Origin of the sequence: Synechococcus sp. A15-60 (assembly GCF_014280095.1) — a bacterium.
Lineage (GTDB): Bacteria > Cyanobacteriota > Cyanobacteriia > PCC-6307 > Cyanobiaceae > Synechococcus_C.
On sequence record NZ_CP047933.1, the window covers coordinates 1,709,619 to 1,725,334 of the forward strand.

At 55.8% G+C, this 15,716-nt stretch carries 18 protein-coding genes; 6 read left to right on the forward strand and 12 right to left on the reverse strand.

All coding sequences use genetic code 11. The annotated features are described in order from the left end of the window. Window positions 1–38: 38 nt before the first annotated feature. The 3 genes from SynA1560_RS09440 to SynA1560_RS09450 all read right to left on the reverse strand — a co-directional run bounded on the left by SynA1560_RS09440 (window position 39) and on the right by SynA1560_RS09450 (window position 2,144). Window positions 39–848: a VanW family protein gene (locus tag SynA1560_RS09440; protein ID WP_186500306.1), complete on the reverse strand. Its 810-nt coding sequence runs from the start codon at window positions 846–848 to the stop codon at window positions 39–41. Window positions 849–1,283: 435 nt separating this feature from the next. Continuing rightward, entirely contained in the window at window positions 1,284–1,712 is a 429-nt protein-coding gene (locus tag SynA1560_RS09445) for a cupin domain-containing protein (protein WP_186500308.1), read from the reverse strand. Window positions 1,713–1,862: 150 nt separating this feature from the next. After that, on the reverse strand, window positions 1,863–2,144 hold the full coding sequence (locus SynA1560_RS09450) for a hypothetical protein (protein WP_186469061.1): 282 nt from the start codon (window positions 2,142–2,144) through the stop codon (window positions 1,863–1,865). Window positions 2,145–2,537: 393 nt separating this feature from the next. On the opposite strand from SynA1560_RS09450, the gene SynA1560_RS09455 reads away from it, so the two are divergent. After that, entirely contained in the window at window positions 2,538–3,389 is an 852-nt protein-coding gene (locus SynA1560_RS09455; RefSeq protein ID WP_186500310.1) for a sigma-70 family RNA polymerase sigma factor, read from the forward strand. Here SynA1560_RS09455 and SynA1560_RS09460 read toward each other — a convergent pair. After that, window positions 3,316–4,083: a TIGR00297 family protein gene (locus SynA1560_RS09460; RefSeq protein ID WP_255476913.1), complete on the reverse strand. Its 768-nt coding sequence runs from the start codon at window positions 4,081–4,083 to the stop codon at window positions 3,316–3,318. The genes SynA1560_RS09455 and SynA1560_RS09460 overlap by 74 nt on opposite strands. 85 nt (window positions 4,084–4,168) lie before the next feature. Between SynA1560_RS09460 and SynA1560_RS09465 the strand changes: the two genes are divergently transcribed. Then, entirely contained in the window at window positions 4,169–4,567 is a 399-nt protein-coding gene (locus SynA1560_RS09465) for a hypothetical protein (RefSeq protein WP_186500312.1), read from the forward strand. 12 nt (window positions 4,568–4,579) lie between these two features. Here SynA1560_RS09465 and SynA1560_RS09470 read toward each other — a convergent pair whose 3' ends face one another. Further along, entirely contained in the window at window positions 4,580–5,305 is a 726-nt protein-coding gene (locus SynA1560_RS09470) for a putative 2OG-Fe(II) oxygenase (RefSeq protein WP_186500314.1), read from the reverse strand. Window positions 5,306–5,470: 165 nt separating this feature from the next. Here SynA1560_RS09470 and SynA1560_RS09475 point away from each other — a divergent pair, with 165 nt between their 5' ends. Continuing rightward, complete coding sequence (locus tag SynA1560_RS09475; protein ID WP_186500317.1) at window positions 5,471–5,680, forward strand: hypothetical protein; 210 nt, start codon at window positions 5,471–5,473, stop codon at window positions 5,678–5,680. Here SynA1560_RS09475 and SynA1560_RS09480 read toward each other — a convergent pair. After that, window positions 5,670–6,419 carry a 16S rRNA (uracil(1498)-N(3))-methyltransferase gene (locus SynA1560_RS09480; RefSeq protein ID WP_186469065.1) on the reverse strand — a complete coding sequence of 250 codons (750 nt, stop codon included), beginning with the start codon at window positions 6,417–6,419 and terminating at the stop codon, window positions 5,670–5,672. The genes SynA1560_RS09475 and SynA1560_RS09480 overlap by 11 nt on opposite strands. Before the next feature lie 8 nt (window positions 6,420–6,427). Continuing rightward, entirely contained in the window at window positions 6,428–6,877 is a 450-nt protein-coding gene (locus tag SynA1560_RS09485; protein WP_186500318.1) for a DUF3531 family protein, read from the reverse strand. Between the two features lie 93 nt (window positions 6,878–6,970). Between SynA1560_RS09485 and SynA1560_RS09490 the strand changes: the two genes are divergently transcribed. Both SynA1560_RS09490 and hslO read left to right on the forward strand, forming a co-directional pair. Further along, window positions 6,971–7,603 (forward strand): ABC transporter ATP-binding protein, encoded by a 633-nt coding sequence (locus SynA1560_RS09490; protein WP_186501640.1) that lies wholly within the window; start codon window positions 6,971–6,973, stop codon window positions 7,601–7,603. A gap of 21 nt (window positions 7,604–7,624) precedes the next feature. Further along, the gene (gene hslO, locus SynA1560_RS09495; protein ID WP_186500320.1) at window positions 7,625–8,548 is read left to right on the forward strand and encodes an Hsp33 family molecular chaperone HslO; all 924 of its coding nucleotides are present in this window, start codon (window positions 7,625–7,627) and stop codon (window positions 8,546–8,548) included. Here the strand turns inward: hslO and SynA1560_RS09500 are convergent. Together SynA1560_RS09500 and SynA1560_RS09505 are read right to left on the reverse strand one after the other, a co-directional pair. Beyond that, entirely contained in the window at window positions 8,534–9,223 is a 690-nt protein-coding gene (locus tag SynA1560_RS09500) for a CPP1-like family protein (protein WP_186500322.1), read from the reverse strand. The genes hslO and SynA1560_RS09500 overlap by 15 nt on opposite strands. 103 nt (window positions 9,224–9,326) lie before the next feature. Beyond that, a complete protein-coding gene (locus SynA1560_RS09505; protein ID WP_186471151.1) occupies window positions 9,327–9,548 on the reverse strand; it encodes a hypothetical protein in 222 nt (73 codons plus the stop codon). 1,036 nt (window positions 9,549–10,584) lie between these two features. Here SynA1560_RS09505 and SynA1560_RS09510 point away from each other — a divergent pair. Then, on the forward strand, window positions 10,585–10,956 hold the full coding sequence (locus SynA1560_RS09510; RefSeq protein WP_186469068.1) for an AbrB family transcriptional regulator: 372 nt from the start codon (window positions 10,585–10,587) through the stop codon (window positions 10,954–10,956). A gap of 163 nt (window positions 10,957–11,119) precedes the next feature. On the opposite strand, the gene SynA1560_RS09515 is transcribed toward SynA1560_RS09510, so the two are convergent. Genes SynA1560_RS09515 through SynA1560_RS09525 form a run of 3 tightly spaced genes read right to left on the reverse strand, consistent with a single transcriptional unit; the run spans window position 11,120 to window position 15,635 of the window. Next, window positions 11,120–12,757 (reverse strand): peptide chain release factor 3, encoded by a 1,638-nt coding sequence (locus tag SynA1560_RS09515; RefSeq protein ID WP_186469069.1) that lies wholly within the window; start codon window positions 12,755–12,757, stop codon window positions 11,120–11,122. Further along, window positions 12,754–13,437, reverse strand: coding sequence for a trans-aconitate 2-methyltransferase (locus tag SynA1560_RS09520; RefSeq protein WP_255476914.1), 684 nt, complete (start codon window positions 13,435–13,437; stop codon window positions 12,754–12,756). Before SynA1560_RS09520 ends, SynA1560_RS09515 begins: the two co-directional genes overlap by 4 nt. A gap of 29 nt (window positions 13,438–13,466) precedes the next feature. Continuing rightward, window positions 13,467–15,635 carry a mechanosensitive ion channel family protein gene (locus SynA1560_RS09525; protein ID WP_255476915.1) on the reverse strand — a complete coding sequence of 723 codons (2,169 nt, stop codon included), beginning with the start codon at window positions 15,633–15,635 and terminating at the stop codon, window positions 13,467–13,469. Window positions 15,636–15,716: the final 81 nt, after the last annotated feature.

A 15,716-nucleotide genomic window follows, 5' to 3' on the forward strand; every position in this document is an offset into this window, starting at 1 on the left:
CTGATTGCACAAGAAGGCAAGCTCAAAGGTCCTGCTGATCACGACGGGGGCAGCAAAGGCTCGTACATCATCAATGCATGATTCTCAACCAGCATGTGCTCTGAGATCACCCCGTGTTGATCGTGCTCAATGCGATGAATCTGGTTATGCCTTGAATAGCCACCCCATATCTGTTGCTTAATCTCATGGAAGCGCTCTTCAACGGAAAACGTCGACTGGTAATCGAAATCGCAGTAGAGCGAACCATTCAAAAATGATGAATCCAGCCAAAGGCGGAAAGAAAACCGATAAGGAGTGTTGTTAGTGATCTGAAAATCGATGTAGTTGTAGGCGAGTGTCGCTCCGGCACCAAACGGGACTGATCGATTGAGATCTGGGAATACATCGTAACCATGACGCCATCTCTCAGAGATTGTCAAAGGACTGTGGGCTGCCATCCAAAACAGAAGATTGCCGAGCTGACAAAGACCACCGCCAATCCCTTCAGAGATCAGCCCGTGGCGCAACACCAATCCCTTTAAATATCCCTTTCTCCGCGTCGGGCGTCCCACTAGCTTCCAAAAAGAGAATGTCTCGCCTGGTTGGATCACGATCTGATCGATACGAGCCGTCGCCAGCTCTAAATTTCGACGCTTATTCAGTTGTAATATGGGGTCAACACCAGGCAAAGGCCTCAAAACCACTGAGCGATGCTGAAATTTAAGGAATGCAGGACATAACTCACCCCGCTGATCAGACCAAATCTTTCGAGATCGATACCAGCGCAATTTGCGTCTGAGAATAAAGAATTCCCGACCCATCAATTGTCGATACCACCGGCGATGAACGGGGACAGGAATTTCAAACATGCTGAAATCCTGAGCGCAACGATCGCCTCAACAGCTTACTGAGCTCAGCAAACCCATCCAACGTGTTATCCAGTTCAACTCAATGAAAACCACGATCGTGGTAGGGCATCAGTCTTCCTTGTGAAAACAGAAGTCTCCTACGACGACGCTCAAAATGAGATTTGAATCCCCGACGCGACTTTTCACAAGCCGCCAGGAGGTTGACCATCATTTCAGTGTCATGGGCTGATAGCTCTCCGTCGTCGCCCCACTTCAGGCACGACAGAGGTGCTGCAGACTGTTTCATGCCGACACCTGTTCGATCGCGTATTTGGCACGATAAAGTCAGCGGTCTCACACAATTAGACAGAAAGTCTGAAAATTTGGGGCGCTGATAAGCATTTATACACAACAACTCTGGGGGATTTACTGCTGAATGTCAGCACTGGGGTTGGATCATTCCACCCGAATCAGATTCGGCATGCCCTCAACACTGGCGAACGTCACCAGGCTGATCACAGGCTCATCTCCGCGATTGATCACGTAATGCGGTTCGCCGGGGTGCCCCTCCAGGAATCCATCTCCAGCTTTCACCACACTGGTCTCTTCAACACCATCAACAATCCGCACGTTCGTCAGGGCACCTTGCTCCACTAACACCACAACGGGAGACGGATGGGTATGCAACGGGATCTTGGCCCCCGAAGGAATTGTGATCCGAAAGATCCTCATTTCCGGCGTGCCGGCCGGATAGGCCACCACCCGGTTACCAAGGGTGCGGCTTGAACGGAACAGTTCTTCCATCACTGGCCCTGGAGTGGCCTGGACAGCACCAGCAGCCAGCACCAGCAGAGAGGCTGTGAAACCCAAACAACGGAAGACCATGGAGAATCAAAGCCAATCTGATCGTCCATCCAGCCTGACACCAGGGAGTGGATCGCGGGTGTCATCGATGAATGCGTCCCGGCAGAGCCACAAGTCGATGGCTTAGGCAGCCGCGAGACCATCACAGGCACGACCTCACAAACGAGTGGCCTAGAAGGCTTTTTGATTCAACGTCTTGAGAAAAGCCTGTGGTCCACTCTCGATGGGCGGCAGATCAAAGGAGGCCTCACGCCCCTCAAGAGCCGCGTTGAGCGATTCGATCATCTGAGTATTGCCACTGTCTTGAATGGCATTGAGCGCCATCTTCAGCCTTTCGTCACGGCTCCCTTGAAGCGGAGCGGCGGCAGGGGAAGCCCAAGCGCTGTAGTCAAACCCACCACCTGCACGCACGCTCTCCAGCTGTTTCGCGAGATTGTCCCAAAGCAAAGGCATCAGGTGTGCATCGATGATCGATTTTGATTGTCGGCTTCATCCCGATTGATGACTGATGAACGAGATCATTCCTTACACTCTCTTTGATTCATCAAGAAGCGTCTCAAATCCGAATCCAAAGAACGGTTCGTGTTTCATCCATTCGATCAAGAAACTGGGGCATCAAATTCTTAACAATGAAGTCAGTGACATGCAAAAGATATTCACTTCAACATTTCAACAATAAACCGAGATCATCCTTGACTCAGAACAGATAAAACCCGTCTTGTCAAGCGTTTAACGCAAAGTGATTGTGCTCACCTCACCCCTCCGAGGGAAGCACATCACTCGCAGGGGGGAAGCGTTGAAGCCAGTGATTTGGGGAGCTTGAAGGCCGTTCCATTCCCAAATCCCATGATCTCCCGATCACCATCACCATCGTGCAAATGCCAATCCAACCGTCATCGCCGTCGCGAAGCTCGTCGAGCTCTTCCGCAGCCAATTCTTGAACGCAACGATGCTGTTCTGAAGCATCTCGGTCTCGCCCACCTCGGTGCCCAGCGTCAACTCCATCGAGGCGATGGCGAGCGGGACGACCTCGTCCAAGAAGGGCGCATGGGACTGATTCGCGCCCTTGATCGCTTCGAGCCGGCGCGAGGTCATCGCCTCAGCAGCTACGCCATGCCACGCATCACGGGCGAAATCCTCCACTACAGGCGTGACCGCCTGCGCACCCTGCGCATTCCATGGCGCTTGAACGACCTCCATGCCAAAGGCATGAAAATCCAGACCGATCGACAGCATCTTGGTCAGCCAGCCTTGGATGCATCAGGCCTGGCCCACGCTCTTGGGGTCACTCGCCAACGTTGGCAACAGGCCTGCATGGCTCACCAGCATCGTCATCTGCTGTCTTTGCAGGCACCGCAACAGGCAACGGCCACAACCTCCCAGCCAGTCACCACGCATCTCGAGTCACTCCCAGCCCGGTCTAAGCATCACAGCGACCCTCAGCTGACTTGGCTGAGAACAGCTCTGAAAAGCCTGGACCCTGAGCGCAGACGCTGGCTTTGTGCGCATTGGATCGAGGGACTGTCCATCACTGCGATCGCACGCCACGAACGCATCGATCGACGCACGCTGCAACGGCTCCTGAACGACACCCTCCGCGACCTGCGCCTGCAAGCGGTCGCGGCTACGACAGAAGACCAAGCGGCCAGGCCAAAAGCATGGCCAAACCCGCAGCCCAGGCTGTCTGCAGCCCATTAACAAGCTCATTGCTGAGCCAGGGCCAACGGCCCTGGCCGGTAGCACCTAGAAGGCTCTCCAGCAGGGTGGCAATGAACCCCACCACCACCACCACGCCGGCAGCTTCAACGGAATGAAGCAGTCCCAAACCAACCATCACCAGCGTCATTAACAGGCTGCCGAAGGCACTGGCAGCCGTCCCCTCCAAACTCACCGCACCCTCCGTCCCGGGCGGCACCGGTCGCAAGCTAGTGATCAGCAGCGTGGTGCGCCCCCACCGCTTACCAATCTCACTGCCAAAGGTGTCAGCCAGCTTGGCGGCAAAACTGGCGGTGAAACCCATCAAAAGCCACTGGGTTGGCCCCACGCGGATCGCAATGAAGAGGGCCAACACCAATCCGGTCAAAGCCGACCCCCACACATTTTCTGGCCCTCGACGACCGCCGCGGGCTTCCGCCAGTCCGAGATCCTGCTTGCGAGCAAAACCCAGCTTGGTCACGAGCGAGCCCAAGGCCAGATACGCCACCACCGCCAGCCAACCTCGCCAACCGAGGGCTCCCCAGAGGATGGTTCCGAGGATGCCGGCGTGGCACCAACCCGCTGGCGTCAGCAGTGGAAGACGCTGAGCCAAGCCAATCAGAACGGCATTGAGCAGCAACGCCGTGATCCAGATCGAAATGCTCTGAGGGGGAATTGCCGCAGACGCGGAAAGCATCAGGCTGTGTTGCACTGCTCTAAGCATCCACGCTGAAGGGGGCATCCACGCGGATAATCAGCTCAGGTGATTTCCCCTCTCCGGCATGGTGCTGAACCGCAAGGGCTTCTTCCTCGAGCTTGGAGACCCGGACCCCGCTATCGCGGCCAAGTACGCCGAAGCCAACGCTGCTAGAGCCAAACTCGCAGCGAAGGAAAGCAAAAAGCCATCGGCTGCGGCCACGACTGCGGCGCCCGCTCATGCTGACAAAGCCCAACCGGCACCAGACCCAAGCAGCACCGAGACCAAGCCATCGCTGACAACGGCGGAAGCCATTGCTGCAGAGCTCGCGGCGGCCGAGGCTGCAAAGCCCACAGTGGAGCTGGTCAATTTCGCACCCGAGGCCCTCAAGCCTGGCAACGCTGTACGACCTGGGAAGCGCCGGCCTGGAAGCAACCTGTCGGGTTTCCGCTCCATGGCCACCGAGCTCTTTAAAACCAAGTAGGGCTGACAAACCTCAAAACCCTTTCGGCGACGGTCGTTGACTAGACAGTGAAACATTGCCCATCGGGGTAGCGGCACTGGAAGGGCTAGCGGCCACCGCTCGATTTGCAGCGGCTTGATGATTCGGGATCGCCATGGCGTTGAAGGCCAATGACCACCTCTCGCCCTCACCCCGGAAGGGCATCACGGAATGGGGCTGCCATGCCGGAAAGACGTAAAAATCCCCAGGCACAGGAAGCATGTATTGGGACATCCCGGTGCGAAACGATTGAATATGCCAATCCTCAGGGCCATGAAAACAAAGCTGGCCATCAAAACTATTGGCATTGATCTGGGGGGGCACCTTCAGAAAAATCACCCCTGAAAAACTGCCGCCATGGGTGTGGATCGGGTTGTAGTCCCCAGCGCGTTGGCAGTTCAACCACAGATCCACGGGCTGAAGCCTGTAGCGCCCTGGGACCCAAGGACCACGCCCTTGCGGTGGCTGTCGATCGATCACATGACGAATCCAGCGTTCGCATGCCGGTAGAAGCTGCTGATTCATCAGTTCCTGCACACCGGGCAAATCCGGAGTCAACTCACGCTGCTCACTCAGCTGGCCGGCAAGCTTGGCGGATGCATCAGGACTGCGATGCGGCGCAGTCATCACCTGCTCACCGAGGGCGATCAGTTGCTGAAGCAGAGGATCCGGGAGCTGGCCCTTGAGGATCGAACGCGGAAACAGATCAAGAACGTCCACAGCTGTCTCTGGTGCTTCAGGTCATCGTGCCAGCGACTGAGCAGCACAACCGTTCAAGTTGATCGAGCCAACCCACGCAAAGCAGAGCTCGCGCGCAAAGTGACAGGATTGGTCGGCCGCCACACCAAGTCCAGGAGGGTTGCCTTGAACGGTCCAAAGAGCCTGTTGAGCCGGATTGGACGCCGCTTGCGCAAGGCATCCGCATCGATCGAACCATCAGCGTCGATCCAGCAAAGACCAGCAGGCCTGTTTCGCCCCCGCTCCAAAGCGTCGAATCAACCGACCATCAGTGTGCAAACAACTCTGTTGCGACGCATGCACGTCAAGGGTCGTCCACTGATGAACGCATTTCGCCGCGACGGCATCAAGCGCTGAGCGTTCGCCAGGAGCAAAGGGCGCTGATGCCAGCGACCGCCGCAGTCGAGCTGCGCAAAATGGTGTCCCCGAGCGTGACCCCTATCCAACCGGAGGCGAGAGCCCAAGCCACTTCACGTTCACTCCAACCGCCCTCAGGCCCGATCGCCAACCAAATGCGCGGGGCTGGCCCCGCAGCCTGATGGAGCCATGTTTCCAAGTGCGGACAGCCAGCATCCCGTGTGACGGCGATCAGCCGCAAGTCCTCCGCAGCGAGAGCCATCCACCACTGCTCGCTCTGAATGCAAGGCTGCAGGTCTGGCCTCCAAAGCCTCTCGCTCTGCTCGACAGCCTCCTGAAGAATCACACCCCAGCGCTCAGGGCGATCCTCCGCTTGCGGAACACTGCGATCAGCCTGGATGGGCTGGACGTGATCCACACCTAGTTCACAAGCCATGCGCATCACATCGTCCATACCGCGACGAACCAGCGCCATGGCCAAGCCCAGTTGAGGCATGGGCTTCGATCCCGTTTCAAGGGGTTGTGCACGATCGGTGGTCAGCTCCAACTGATCACCGGGTATCAGCCGCGCAGTCCAGAGATGTCCGCCGCCATCCACCACATCCACCTGAGAACCGGGCTTCAGCCGCAGCACTTTGCGCAGATAGCGCGCTTCCTGGTCATTCAGATGGACGCAGCGATGCTCCCCTGTAGGGGGAAGCCTGCTGGCATCAATGAGCAGGCGGCGTCGTTCAGCCACAGCTGCGGTCAACCCATTCCCGGGAAAACACTGTCGGGGTGCTCCTCCACAGGCCAGTCTTCGTTGGCACCACCAATCAACAGTTCTTCCAGTTGAACCAGGTCTGAATCCAGCTGCCGCAACGCATTGATCAACACATCCAGCGCGATCCCATCACTGGTCCCTAGGTCGATCCAGCACCGTGCCCACGCTTGCTGGTATTCAAGCTGCCCCATGTTGTGCATCAAAGCGGGCATGACCGAGCCAGCATCGTCGTTCTCGTAGCTCATCCAACTGAGCTGATCGCCTTCCTCGTGCACCTGAAGGTTTTCAGCGTTAAAGCCCCCTAGACGCCCAAGCACGTACCAGCTGTCGAAGATGCCATCGACGTAATTTCGCTCTCCCTGACTAGGGACCTCACCAAAGCGCAGCCAAATCCAGCAATTGAAGGGATCAATCTCTCGAAAACGAACCTGCATGACCCACCGGCATCTTTGACATCATCGCCGCCGAAGGAACGATCGACCATGCTGGAGCGCCATGGCAGCCCCCATCGAGGGCATTCGATTGGAATGCTGGAACTGCACGATGTTCATTACAGGCCGGCTACCGCAGAAGAGCTGGTGCTCAACGGCATTCAGCTCAAAGCGTCCCATGGCCGACCCTTATTGATCTCTGGTGACAGCGGCAGCGGCAAAACCAGCCTGCTGGATGTGATCAGCGGGATGGCCGGAGCCAACAAGGGCCGCATCTGCTGGCAGGGACAAGTGATGAACCAGCGACAACGGCGATGGTTATGCGGGGTGGTGTTTCAGTTCCCAGAGCGCCACTTTCTGGGCTTGACCGTGAGCCAGGAACTCAAACTGGGGCATCGTCGTCTGAGCAGCGAAGACCAGGCCGAAGCCCTACGTCAGGTGGGGCTCAGTGGGGTGGACGGACGCCAAGCTCCCGAACGTCTTAGCGGCGGACAGCAGCGACGCCTGGCTCTTGCGGTTCAACTGCTGCGCAAACCGGATGTGCTGCTACTCGATGAACCAACGGCGGGTCTTGATTGGTCCGTTCGCAGCGAAGTGCTCGAACTGCTGGACCAGCTCAGTCGCGACCGATTGCTGATTGTGGTGACCCATGAACCGGAACTGTTTCATGGCTGGAACTGCGACCAACAACGACTGCACAACGGCCGCCTGCACGCTCTGTCACCATGACGCCTGGAATGTTGAAGCGTCATGGCTGATCGCCTTGTGCGAGCCACCGCTGCAGGTGGGGGAATCAGACTGGTGGCAGTCACAACCAGCGACACCACCCGCACAGCTCGAACACGCCACGGCCTTTCGTATCTCACCACCGTGATGCTGGGACGTGCCATGAGCGCAGGATTGCTGCTGGCAAGCTCCATGAAGGTTCGCCACGGACGCGTCAATCTGCGTCTCGGCTCCGATGGCCCGATCGATGGGTTGAGTGTCGACGCTGGTCGTGATGGCCGCGTCCGGGGGTACGTCGGCAACCCATCACTGGAGCTGGACCCCGTCGTGGCAGCCGATGGCCAAGCGAGCTTCGACTTCGGCGCTGCAGCAGGCACGGGTTACCTGCACGTCGTCCGTGACGACGGAAAAGGAGAACCTTTCAGCAGCACGGTCGAGCTCGTCAGCGGAGGCATCGGTGAAGACGTGGCTTCGTATCTGTTGCACTCAGAACAAACACCGTCCGCTGTGTTTGTTGGGGAAACAATCAACAGCGAAGGGCTACAAAGCAGCGGCGGATTGTTGGTGCAGGTGCTGCCAAAGGCGGCGGAAGAGCCCGCCCTGGTGGCCCTGCTTGAGGAACGCTGCCGCGAGATTCAGAACTTCAGCCAACAGCTGCATGCCTGCGGCGACCATCCCGAACGATTGCTGCAGGAGGTGTTCCCAGACCTCGATCCACAGCCGATTCCGAGCAGCGAACCCATGCAGCCAGTGCAGTTTTACTGTCCCTGCAGTCGCGAACGCAGCATTGGAGCCCTCACCCTGCTGGGACCTGAGGAGCTCCAAACGATGCTGGAGGAAGACAAAGGTGCTGAGTTGACCTGCCACTTCTGCAATGAGGTGTACCAAGTCACCGAGGCAGAACTGAGAGATCTGATCAGTGAGCTATCAGGGTCAAGCCAGAAATAACGCTCCAATTAAAAGCACCACCAAAGCGGGCAGTGCTTGCCACTGCTCCACAGACAATGGCAACGCCATCGGCGCCATCACCATGCTGAGCAGTGCACCGAGACTTAAGCCCGCGATGAGCAACAACAATGTCCAACCCAATGAACCGAGTGGACGACGGCCGCGTTTGACCTGACTGATAAAGACGCCAATGGTTGAAAGAGCGAGAAGCAGCTCCACGGTCAACGGAGCGACCAAAAGAAGCAGCAATGCAGCCGCTCCTGCGAGACAACGCACCGTGAATCCCTGACCTTCCACCAATTGGAAATCAGGCATCACGCCTGAACCACTTAAGGAAGGAGTTGGCAAAGAGAAACTGCGAAGACGGGTGAGCAGCGCAGCCGGACCGCTGGAAGAGGGGAGGGATTCCGTCGATCCCTGTTGACGCTCAATTCGTGATGCCGTTGCAGCATCAGAGCTCACCCGTCCCGACTGACGGTCGCGAAGACGTGCCATCAAGACAGCGTCGTAGGCCGCTTCTGCGCGCGCCCTGGCGATCGCGTCATCGCCGCAGCCGGCCACAACACGGTCGCGGGCTTGTTGGACATCTTCAAAACTTGCATCAGCACCGATGCCGAGCAGAGAATAAGGATCCTGAGAATCCGAATCCGGTCCTGGATTCAACCCTGCAGCCATTGAAGAGTCGGTGTTCTTGTTCAAGCGTATCGACAGAGTCCTTGAAGCGAGCCTTTAAGAGGGATTCTCAAACGAAACGCACGGTGCGTGATCTCAACGGTGACTAAAAGAGCGGCGGGCCATGCCGAAAGCCCTGCTGACGCTCAAAGCGATGACGACAGCGCGGTACATCAGAGCTAAGCAACAGTTGACGATGTTTGATCAATGGCATCTGAGGGGGCAAGTGATAGCCCTCCAAAACCTCCACATGATCCCGGTGATCACGGAAGCAGATGTAATCCGTCCCTCCATCAGCGCAGGGGCGAAGCAGCCAGAGAGTGTCCATGGCAGACCGCTTGAGGACGACAGTCTGGCGATTGCAATCTCGAGGTGCGAACCGATGCCAGTCGGCATCTGAGATTTCAAGTTCGATCGCGGCATAACGCTCCGCAAACGGAAGGCTCACCCCAGGCGTGGGCAGTGCTGGAGCCGTGAAAAAAGGATGCCAACAACATCCTTAAGACTGATCAAAATCGCTGAGCGACGCCTCCTTGCTTGTGTTTTTGAGCATCCCAACAACCTCCGTCGCAGGTGCGACTCCGTAGTCCAAGGCCTCTCATGCCGATTCATCGTCATTGAAACCCCAGGGAAGATCTCAAGGTCACCCAAACAGCATCCACGCGGATGGCCTTGTAGCCCTCGTTCACAACGTGTTGAGTGAAATCCTTGCTGAGGTTGATCGAACAAGTCCCCAATCCCCACCGAGCGCGATGGACGGCCTCATGATGCAGAGGCTGATCAACAAGGGCAGCGTTTCAACCCTCTTGGGGCAAAGGATCTACTCAAGAGTCGGCCCGTCTTTGGTGACCTTGGCACCGTGATCCAACTTGCAATTGTCGATGATCAAATTACTGCCGTTCAATCGCGCTTCACCGCCTGAACGACAGGATGCAATTCCAACTGCCTCACAACTGAAAAGTCCATGCGAATACAAAGCAAGGAGAGACGTGAACACGTAAGGGTTCAGAACAGCAAGCGAACGCTTGACTCCAGAGATGATCCCTTTGTGAAACGCTTGACTGAGGCCTGGCCGCCTTCAGCCGACAGCGAATCACCGAATGGGCTCCCAAACAGTAAAAAACTTTGGGTACCACACGCAATCCTGATCAGGGCAAGACGCTGAACACAACACTGCGAAGTGCAATGCAACGCTTCCCTGATTAGACGCGGATTGGACTCACCGTGATCAGAACAAAGGATGCTCAGCCTCTAAGCAACAAGACGTACAGCCTCGAAGAGAAGAATTGATCGAGAAAAGACGGATTGAACAGTTGACGAACCGCCGGGCGTGATGCATAAATGAATTCAGATGGGGATTATCAATGCTCACCGGATCTGATCTTCTTGCCAAGGTTAAAGAGCTTGGCGATGTGTCCAAAACTGATTTGGCTACGGCCTGTGGCTACGTCACCGATAAAAAGGATGGCGGCCAGCGAGTGAATTTCACTGCGTTCTACGAAGCTCTGCTGAGCGCCAAAGGCGTGGAACTTGGTGGCGGTTCTGCCGGTATTGGCAAAGGCGGCCGCAAACTCAGCTACACCGCAAAAGTGCAGGGCAATGGCAACCTCCTGGTTGGCAAGGCCTACACCGCCATGCTCGATCTCAATCCTGGTGATGAGTTTGAAATCAAGCTTGGACGGAAAGCCATCCGTTTGATTCCCGTTGGTGGCTCTGACGAAGAAGGCGAAGAGTGAGAACTGACCAGCACTCAAGGGTGACCAGCTCTGGGCTGAGTCCTCTTGAGTCTGCAGTGATTCTCGTCTGATCAATTGCTAGCAATCAAAAGCCCCACTCCTTGAGTGGGGCTTTTTTCATCATGGTGACCACTCGACGCGATTGACCGTTACCGATGAGCTGTTAAAGACTGATTGGCTCAACACCGCTGACCACCGGTGCAACAGCACTAAGCGCCAGATCGGGATGTTCTTCGTTGAGCTGGTTGAGGTTCCAATCGTTCTTGAACAGGAGTACGGGTCGGTTCCAAGCGTCTCTCACGGTTTTGCAATTGAAAATTCTCCCCACCTGATCGAGTGCCGACCATCCACCGGTGACCCATCGCGCCACTTGAAATCCCAGTGGCTCAAGCCGGGTTTCAACGCCATATTCGTTTTGAAGCCGATGTTGCACCACCTCAAGCTGCAACTGACCGACCGCCGCGAGAATTGGGTCGCGCTTGCTTTCATCGGTGTCGTACAGAATCTGCACAGCACCTTCCTCGCGCAGTTCGTTCACGCCTTTGCGGAAATTCTTGAAGGCGGAAGGATTGGGATTGCGCAGCCAACTGAAGATCTCAGGACTGAAGCAGGGAATGCCCTCGTACTCAACTTTCGTTCCCGTGTAGAGGGTGTCGCCGATCGAGAACATGCCCGGATTGTTCAAACCAATCACGTCACCGGGATAGGCATCTTCCACAACGGCCCGGTCTTGACCAAACAGCTTCTGAGGACGTGACAAACGGATGGCCTTGCCGGTGCGGGCGTGGCGCACGGTCATGTCTTTTTCAAATCGCCCACTACAAACCCTGACAAAGGCGACACGATCTCGATGACGGGGATCCATGTTGGCCTGCAATTTGAACACAAACCCACTGAAATCTGGCCGTAAAGGATCCACCGGCCCGTCATGCCCATTGCGTGCAACAGGCTTCTGAGCCATTTCCATGAATGCATTCAGAAAGGGGCGAACACCAAAATTGGTCATCGCAGATCCGAAGAACACCGGTGTGAGCTCACCGGCATGCACTAACTCCAGATCCAGTTCTGCACCTGCCGCCTCCAGCAAATCCAATTCCTCAACCGCCTGCTCCAACAGATCGACTTCAACAAGATCCAGCAACTCAGGATCATCGAGTGAGAGATGTCGTTCCTCCGATTGACGGCCTCGTTCCGCCCGAGAGAACAAAATCACCTCGCGCGTGCGGCGATCGATCACCCCACGGAACTGCTCACCACTCCCGATCGGCCAGTTCACAGCCCATGGTGTGAGCTCAAGCTCTGACTCAATTTCATCCAGCAGTGAAAGAGGGTCACGACCGGGGCGATCCATCTTGTTGATGAACGTAAAAATAGGGATCTGCCGCATCCGACAGACCTCAAAGAGTTTTCGCGTTTGAGGCTCAAGTCCTTTGGCGGCATCCTCGAGCATCACAGCATTGTCAGCAGCCGCCAACGTCCGATAGGTGTCCTCTGAAAAGTCCTGGTGACCAGGAGTGTCCAGCAGATTGATCGTGTTGCCGGTGTAATCGAACTGAAGAACGGTGGACGTGATGGAGATGCCGCGCTGTTTCTCCAGCTCCATCCAGTCAGAGGTGACTTTGCGTTGTTCGCCTCGGGCCTTCACAGCACCGGCCTGCTGAATGGCACCGCCGTAAAGCAACAACTTCTCTGTAAGAGTGGTTTTACCAGCATCAGGGTGAGAAATGATCGCGAAATTGCGACGACGTGCCACCGCCTCGAGCAGCTCACGTCCGTCTTGAAGTGCTGATTCCGTGCTCATGGGCTGCGCTGATCGACACCAGCCTGACAGCCCGTGATCCAACCACTCACTTCGAGATATCGGTCCTCAACCTCCATCACCTGAAGCTGAGGCAGGCCCGCAACAGCAAGCTGCGCTTTCACCTCGGCAGCAGTGAATGCCGCACGCAAGGAGGCGCGGTAATCACGTTGAAGCACCTCAGGCGCGTTGGCCACATGCTGCTGGCAGAGACCATCAATGCTGGCCTCGCTGTCTGGGCGCTTGAGGTCACGGTGCAACACGAGGCAGCGTGATGAGGCCAGGGATTTCACCGATGACCAGAGATGCATCGGATCATGCAGATGATGCAACAGGCTGTTGCTCACCACCAGATCAGCCTCGAGTGAAGACGCCGGCAAGGGCAATGCGCGCCGTTGATAGCGCAAGCGCTCAGTCATCACTCCTGCATCACGACGCCGGGCCTCTGCCACGCGAAGCATGCGCTCAGCAGCATCCACCCCCAGCACACAACAGTCCGTCCAGCGCTTTGCCAGCCGCAGACTGATGTTGCCGGGACCACAACCAAGATCGACAAGACAAGCCTGTTGGCGAAAATGCACACCATCGACAGCAAGCAGTTGCTCAATTCGATCAACAACGGCCTGATCGGAAACGTTGAAATCCGCTGCCGCATAGGCATCAACCTGCAGCGGGTCGTTCATGACCTCAGGTTCAAGAACACGTGGAATCATTAGGTCGTGGGGTTGGATTGCAGTTCAAGTGTTTGTGTGGGGTAGGGAATCTGAATGTGATGATCTGCCAGAACCTCAAGAATCCTGCAATTCAAGCGGTGAACACTGTCTTCAAAATCATCATGAACCAGATGCAGTGAGCGGATTTCCAATTCAAAGTCGTAGCTGAAAGCGGAAATCCGAACGAGTCGCGCTGCCTCAAACACAAGTTGCTCGTCTTCCCTCACCACGGCTTTGAGCAACTCAGGCATGAGCCTGAGCTGGTCGGGAGAGGTGCTGTAGGCCACTCCGACAACAATCTCGCAAAGAGTGATGCGTTCAAGCACTTCTTCTAGCGCCACTAAGAGGCTTTCACGCACCTTCAAAAACGCTTTCCATCCGTGCAATTCCACCATCACAAAAACGATCAGTTGACTGGTACCGTCCTCCAGGGACTCCAAACTCACGACTTGCTCCTGCAGTTCGACCGCGTGATCAAGAAACGAAGGCGACTGCAAAATAAGCTTGGTGATTCGAACTAATTCCTCAAGCTGGAATGGAGACATTGGATTGCGTACAGGCAACCTGAGCTCGAGCCCCTGCATTGGCTGACGTTCAACACTGAGACCACGCCTGGAATAGTTCACAATGGTGGCTTCATCTGCCACGGAATTGGGGATCGTCACACGACTCTCCAAGGTCTGCAGCTCCATCGAGCGAAGGCCAATTTTGGTCACAAATCCGATTTTTCCGCCCACTTCGCAAAACTCGCCCACTCTCAAAGGGCGATCTGTCTGGATCGACAAGCCCGCGAAAAGATTGCCGATGAGCTTGGTAGCACCAAGACCAATCGCCAGGCCAGGCACCGCCGAAAAAGCGAGAACAGTGTTTGATGGCAGCCCCAGCAGCAATAACAGCCGGTAGATCAACACCACAGAAATCAGCATGCCAACGGCACGACTGGCAGGCATCACGAAGCTTGAAATGCGACGAAGCTGAATGGGTGAACGATTACGGCGAATTTGAGACATAAACTCCGCAGCACTTCGACCCAACGCCTCAAACAGGAAGAAAACAAAAATGCTTGCGGAGACGTACCAAATCACATAAAAGATATAAATTGCGACAACCAATGGCGTACCAGTGAAATTAATCACATTGTCGACTAGCTGTTCAACAGCGTAGGTTATAGGCAATACAGGGGCAACGATCAGCACACGCCTCCACGCCAACGTATCAACTGTGAAAAGACGACGATTTGAGGACTCGTAATCATTCTCATCATCACCAATTTCTCGATACGTCCGAAACAAAAGACGCATCAAGCGCAAGCTTATGTAGGCATAAACCAAAATCAGAACACATGCAGCAGCGAGCTGGAACAGAGTTTGGTCACCAACCGGCCACTCAAGCCAAACTCTCCATTCCAGTGGAAGCGACAGATACCAGTCGGGTGGAACAAGAAATCCAGGCGTATAGATAAAGTCCGAATAGAAATTTGGGGACGCATAAGGCTGCTTGATTGCCGGAAGATCACGGATCTCTTCATACATCGAACGAATCGAAGCAACGGTCGAAGCAGAAAAATAAAAATTTTCATTGTCCGGATCACCTTTGATATCAGAGGTCAGCGTGATGGCAGTGCCCGGGATACGCCACGAGGCCGTCGGGTTGGATCGCAAGTCGTTGCGATTTTTCATCCCTGCCTGAGAGGGGATATGAATTGGCTCTCGGCTATTCGCAAAGACGTAATCAAGAACGATCTTTAACTGAATCGCCGCCTCATCGGCCATATCCTCTCGGACGCTTTCAGGAAAAGCACTTGCATCCAACGCATCGACCGCCAAACCGAACAGCAGATTCGTGTCATCAATGGCTTCGCGTCGCAGCGCTTGGCCGGTGGAGGATGAAAACCCGAGCAAATCGGCACGCAAGGCCACGTCTGACATCACGGCATAGAAGTTGAGCAACGTGGTTTTGGGGCTATCCCCCACCACGTGATCAAGCACCACTTCATCCCAGGCTGCCGCTTTCTCGCTCAACGCCTCGTAGAACGGCTGTTGCTCGATGGGAATCACAGTGCGAGAAGAAGGTTGATACACCTCCTCATTGATCGATGAGCCCGCAAAAGCTGAGGGGTGGGGCCATGCCGTCGCAACACAGATCAGCAGCCCAACCGCAGCGAGCAAACAAGTCCGGAGGACTCGGCGAAACATCCCTCGTGTCAAAGCCCGGGGGCTGACCATGAATCGTGATCCAGACGTTGCGGG

What these genes read in the sequence shown, in the direction of transcription:
- SynA1560_RS09445 (WP_186500308.1), bottom strand. Translation starts at nt 1,712, where the DNA reads ATGGTCTTCCGTTGTTTGGGTTTCACAGCCTCTCTGCTGGTGCTGGCT.
- SynA1560_RS09455 (WP_186500310.1), top strand. Translation starts at nt 2,538, where the DNA reads ATGATCTCCCGATCACCATCACCATCGTGCAAATGCCAATCCAACCGT.
- SynA1560_RS09490 (WP_186501640.1), top strand. Translation starts at nt 6,971, where the DNA reads ATGCTGGAACTGCACGATGTTCATTACAGGCCGGCTACCGCAGAAGAG.
- SynA1560_RS09450 (WP_186469061.1), bottom strand. Translation starts at nt 2,144, where the DNA reads ATGCCTTTGCTTTGGGACAATCTCGCGAAACAGCTGGAGAGCGTGCGT.
- hslO (WP_186500320.1), top strand. Translation starts at nt 7,625, where the DNA reads ATGGCTGATCGCCTTGTGCGAGCCACCGCTGCAGGTGGGGGAATCAGA.
- SynA1560_RS09510 (WP_186469068.1), top strand. Translation starts at nt 10,585, where the DNA reads ATGCTCACCGGATCTGATCTTCTTGCCAAGGTTAAAGAGCTTGGCGAT.
- SynA1560_RS09440 (WP_186500306.1), bottom strand. Translation starts at nt 848, where the DNA reads ATGTTTGAAATTCCTGTCCCCGTTCATCGCCGGTGGTATCGACAATTG.
- SynA1560_RS09460 (WP_255476913.1), bottom strand. Translation starts at nt 4,083, where the DNA reads ATGCTTTCCGCGTCTGCGGCAATTCCCCCTCAGAGCATTTCGATCTGG.
- SynA1560_RS09520 (WP_255476914.1), bottom strand. Translation starts at nt 13,437, where the DNA reads ATGAACGACCCGCTGCAGGTTGATGCCTATGCGGCAGCGGATTTCAAC.
- SynA1560_RS09465 (WP_186500312.1), top strand. Translation starts at nt 4,169, where the DNA reads ATGGTGCTGAACCGCAAGGGCTTCTTCCTCGAGCTTGGAGACCCGGAC.
- SynA1560_RS09515 (WP_186469069.1), bottom strand. Translation starts at nt 12,757, where the DNA reads ATGAGCACGGAATCAGCACTTCAAGACGGACGTGAGCTGCTCGAGGCG.
- SynA1560_RS09485 (WP_186500318.1), bottom strand. Translation starts at nt 6,877, where the DNA reads ATGCAGGTTCGTTTTCGAGAGATTGATCCCTTCAATTGCTGGATTTGG.
- SynA1560_RS09500 (WP_186500322.1), bottom strand. Translation starts at nt 9,223, where the DNA reads ATGGCTGCAGGGTTGAATCCAGGACCGGATTCGGATTCTCAGGATCCT.
- SynA1560_RS09505 (WP_186471151.1), bottom strand. Translation starts at nt 9,548, where the DNA reads ATGGACACTCTCTGGCTGCTTCGCCCCTGCGCTGATGGAGGGACGGAT.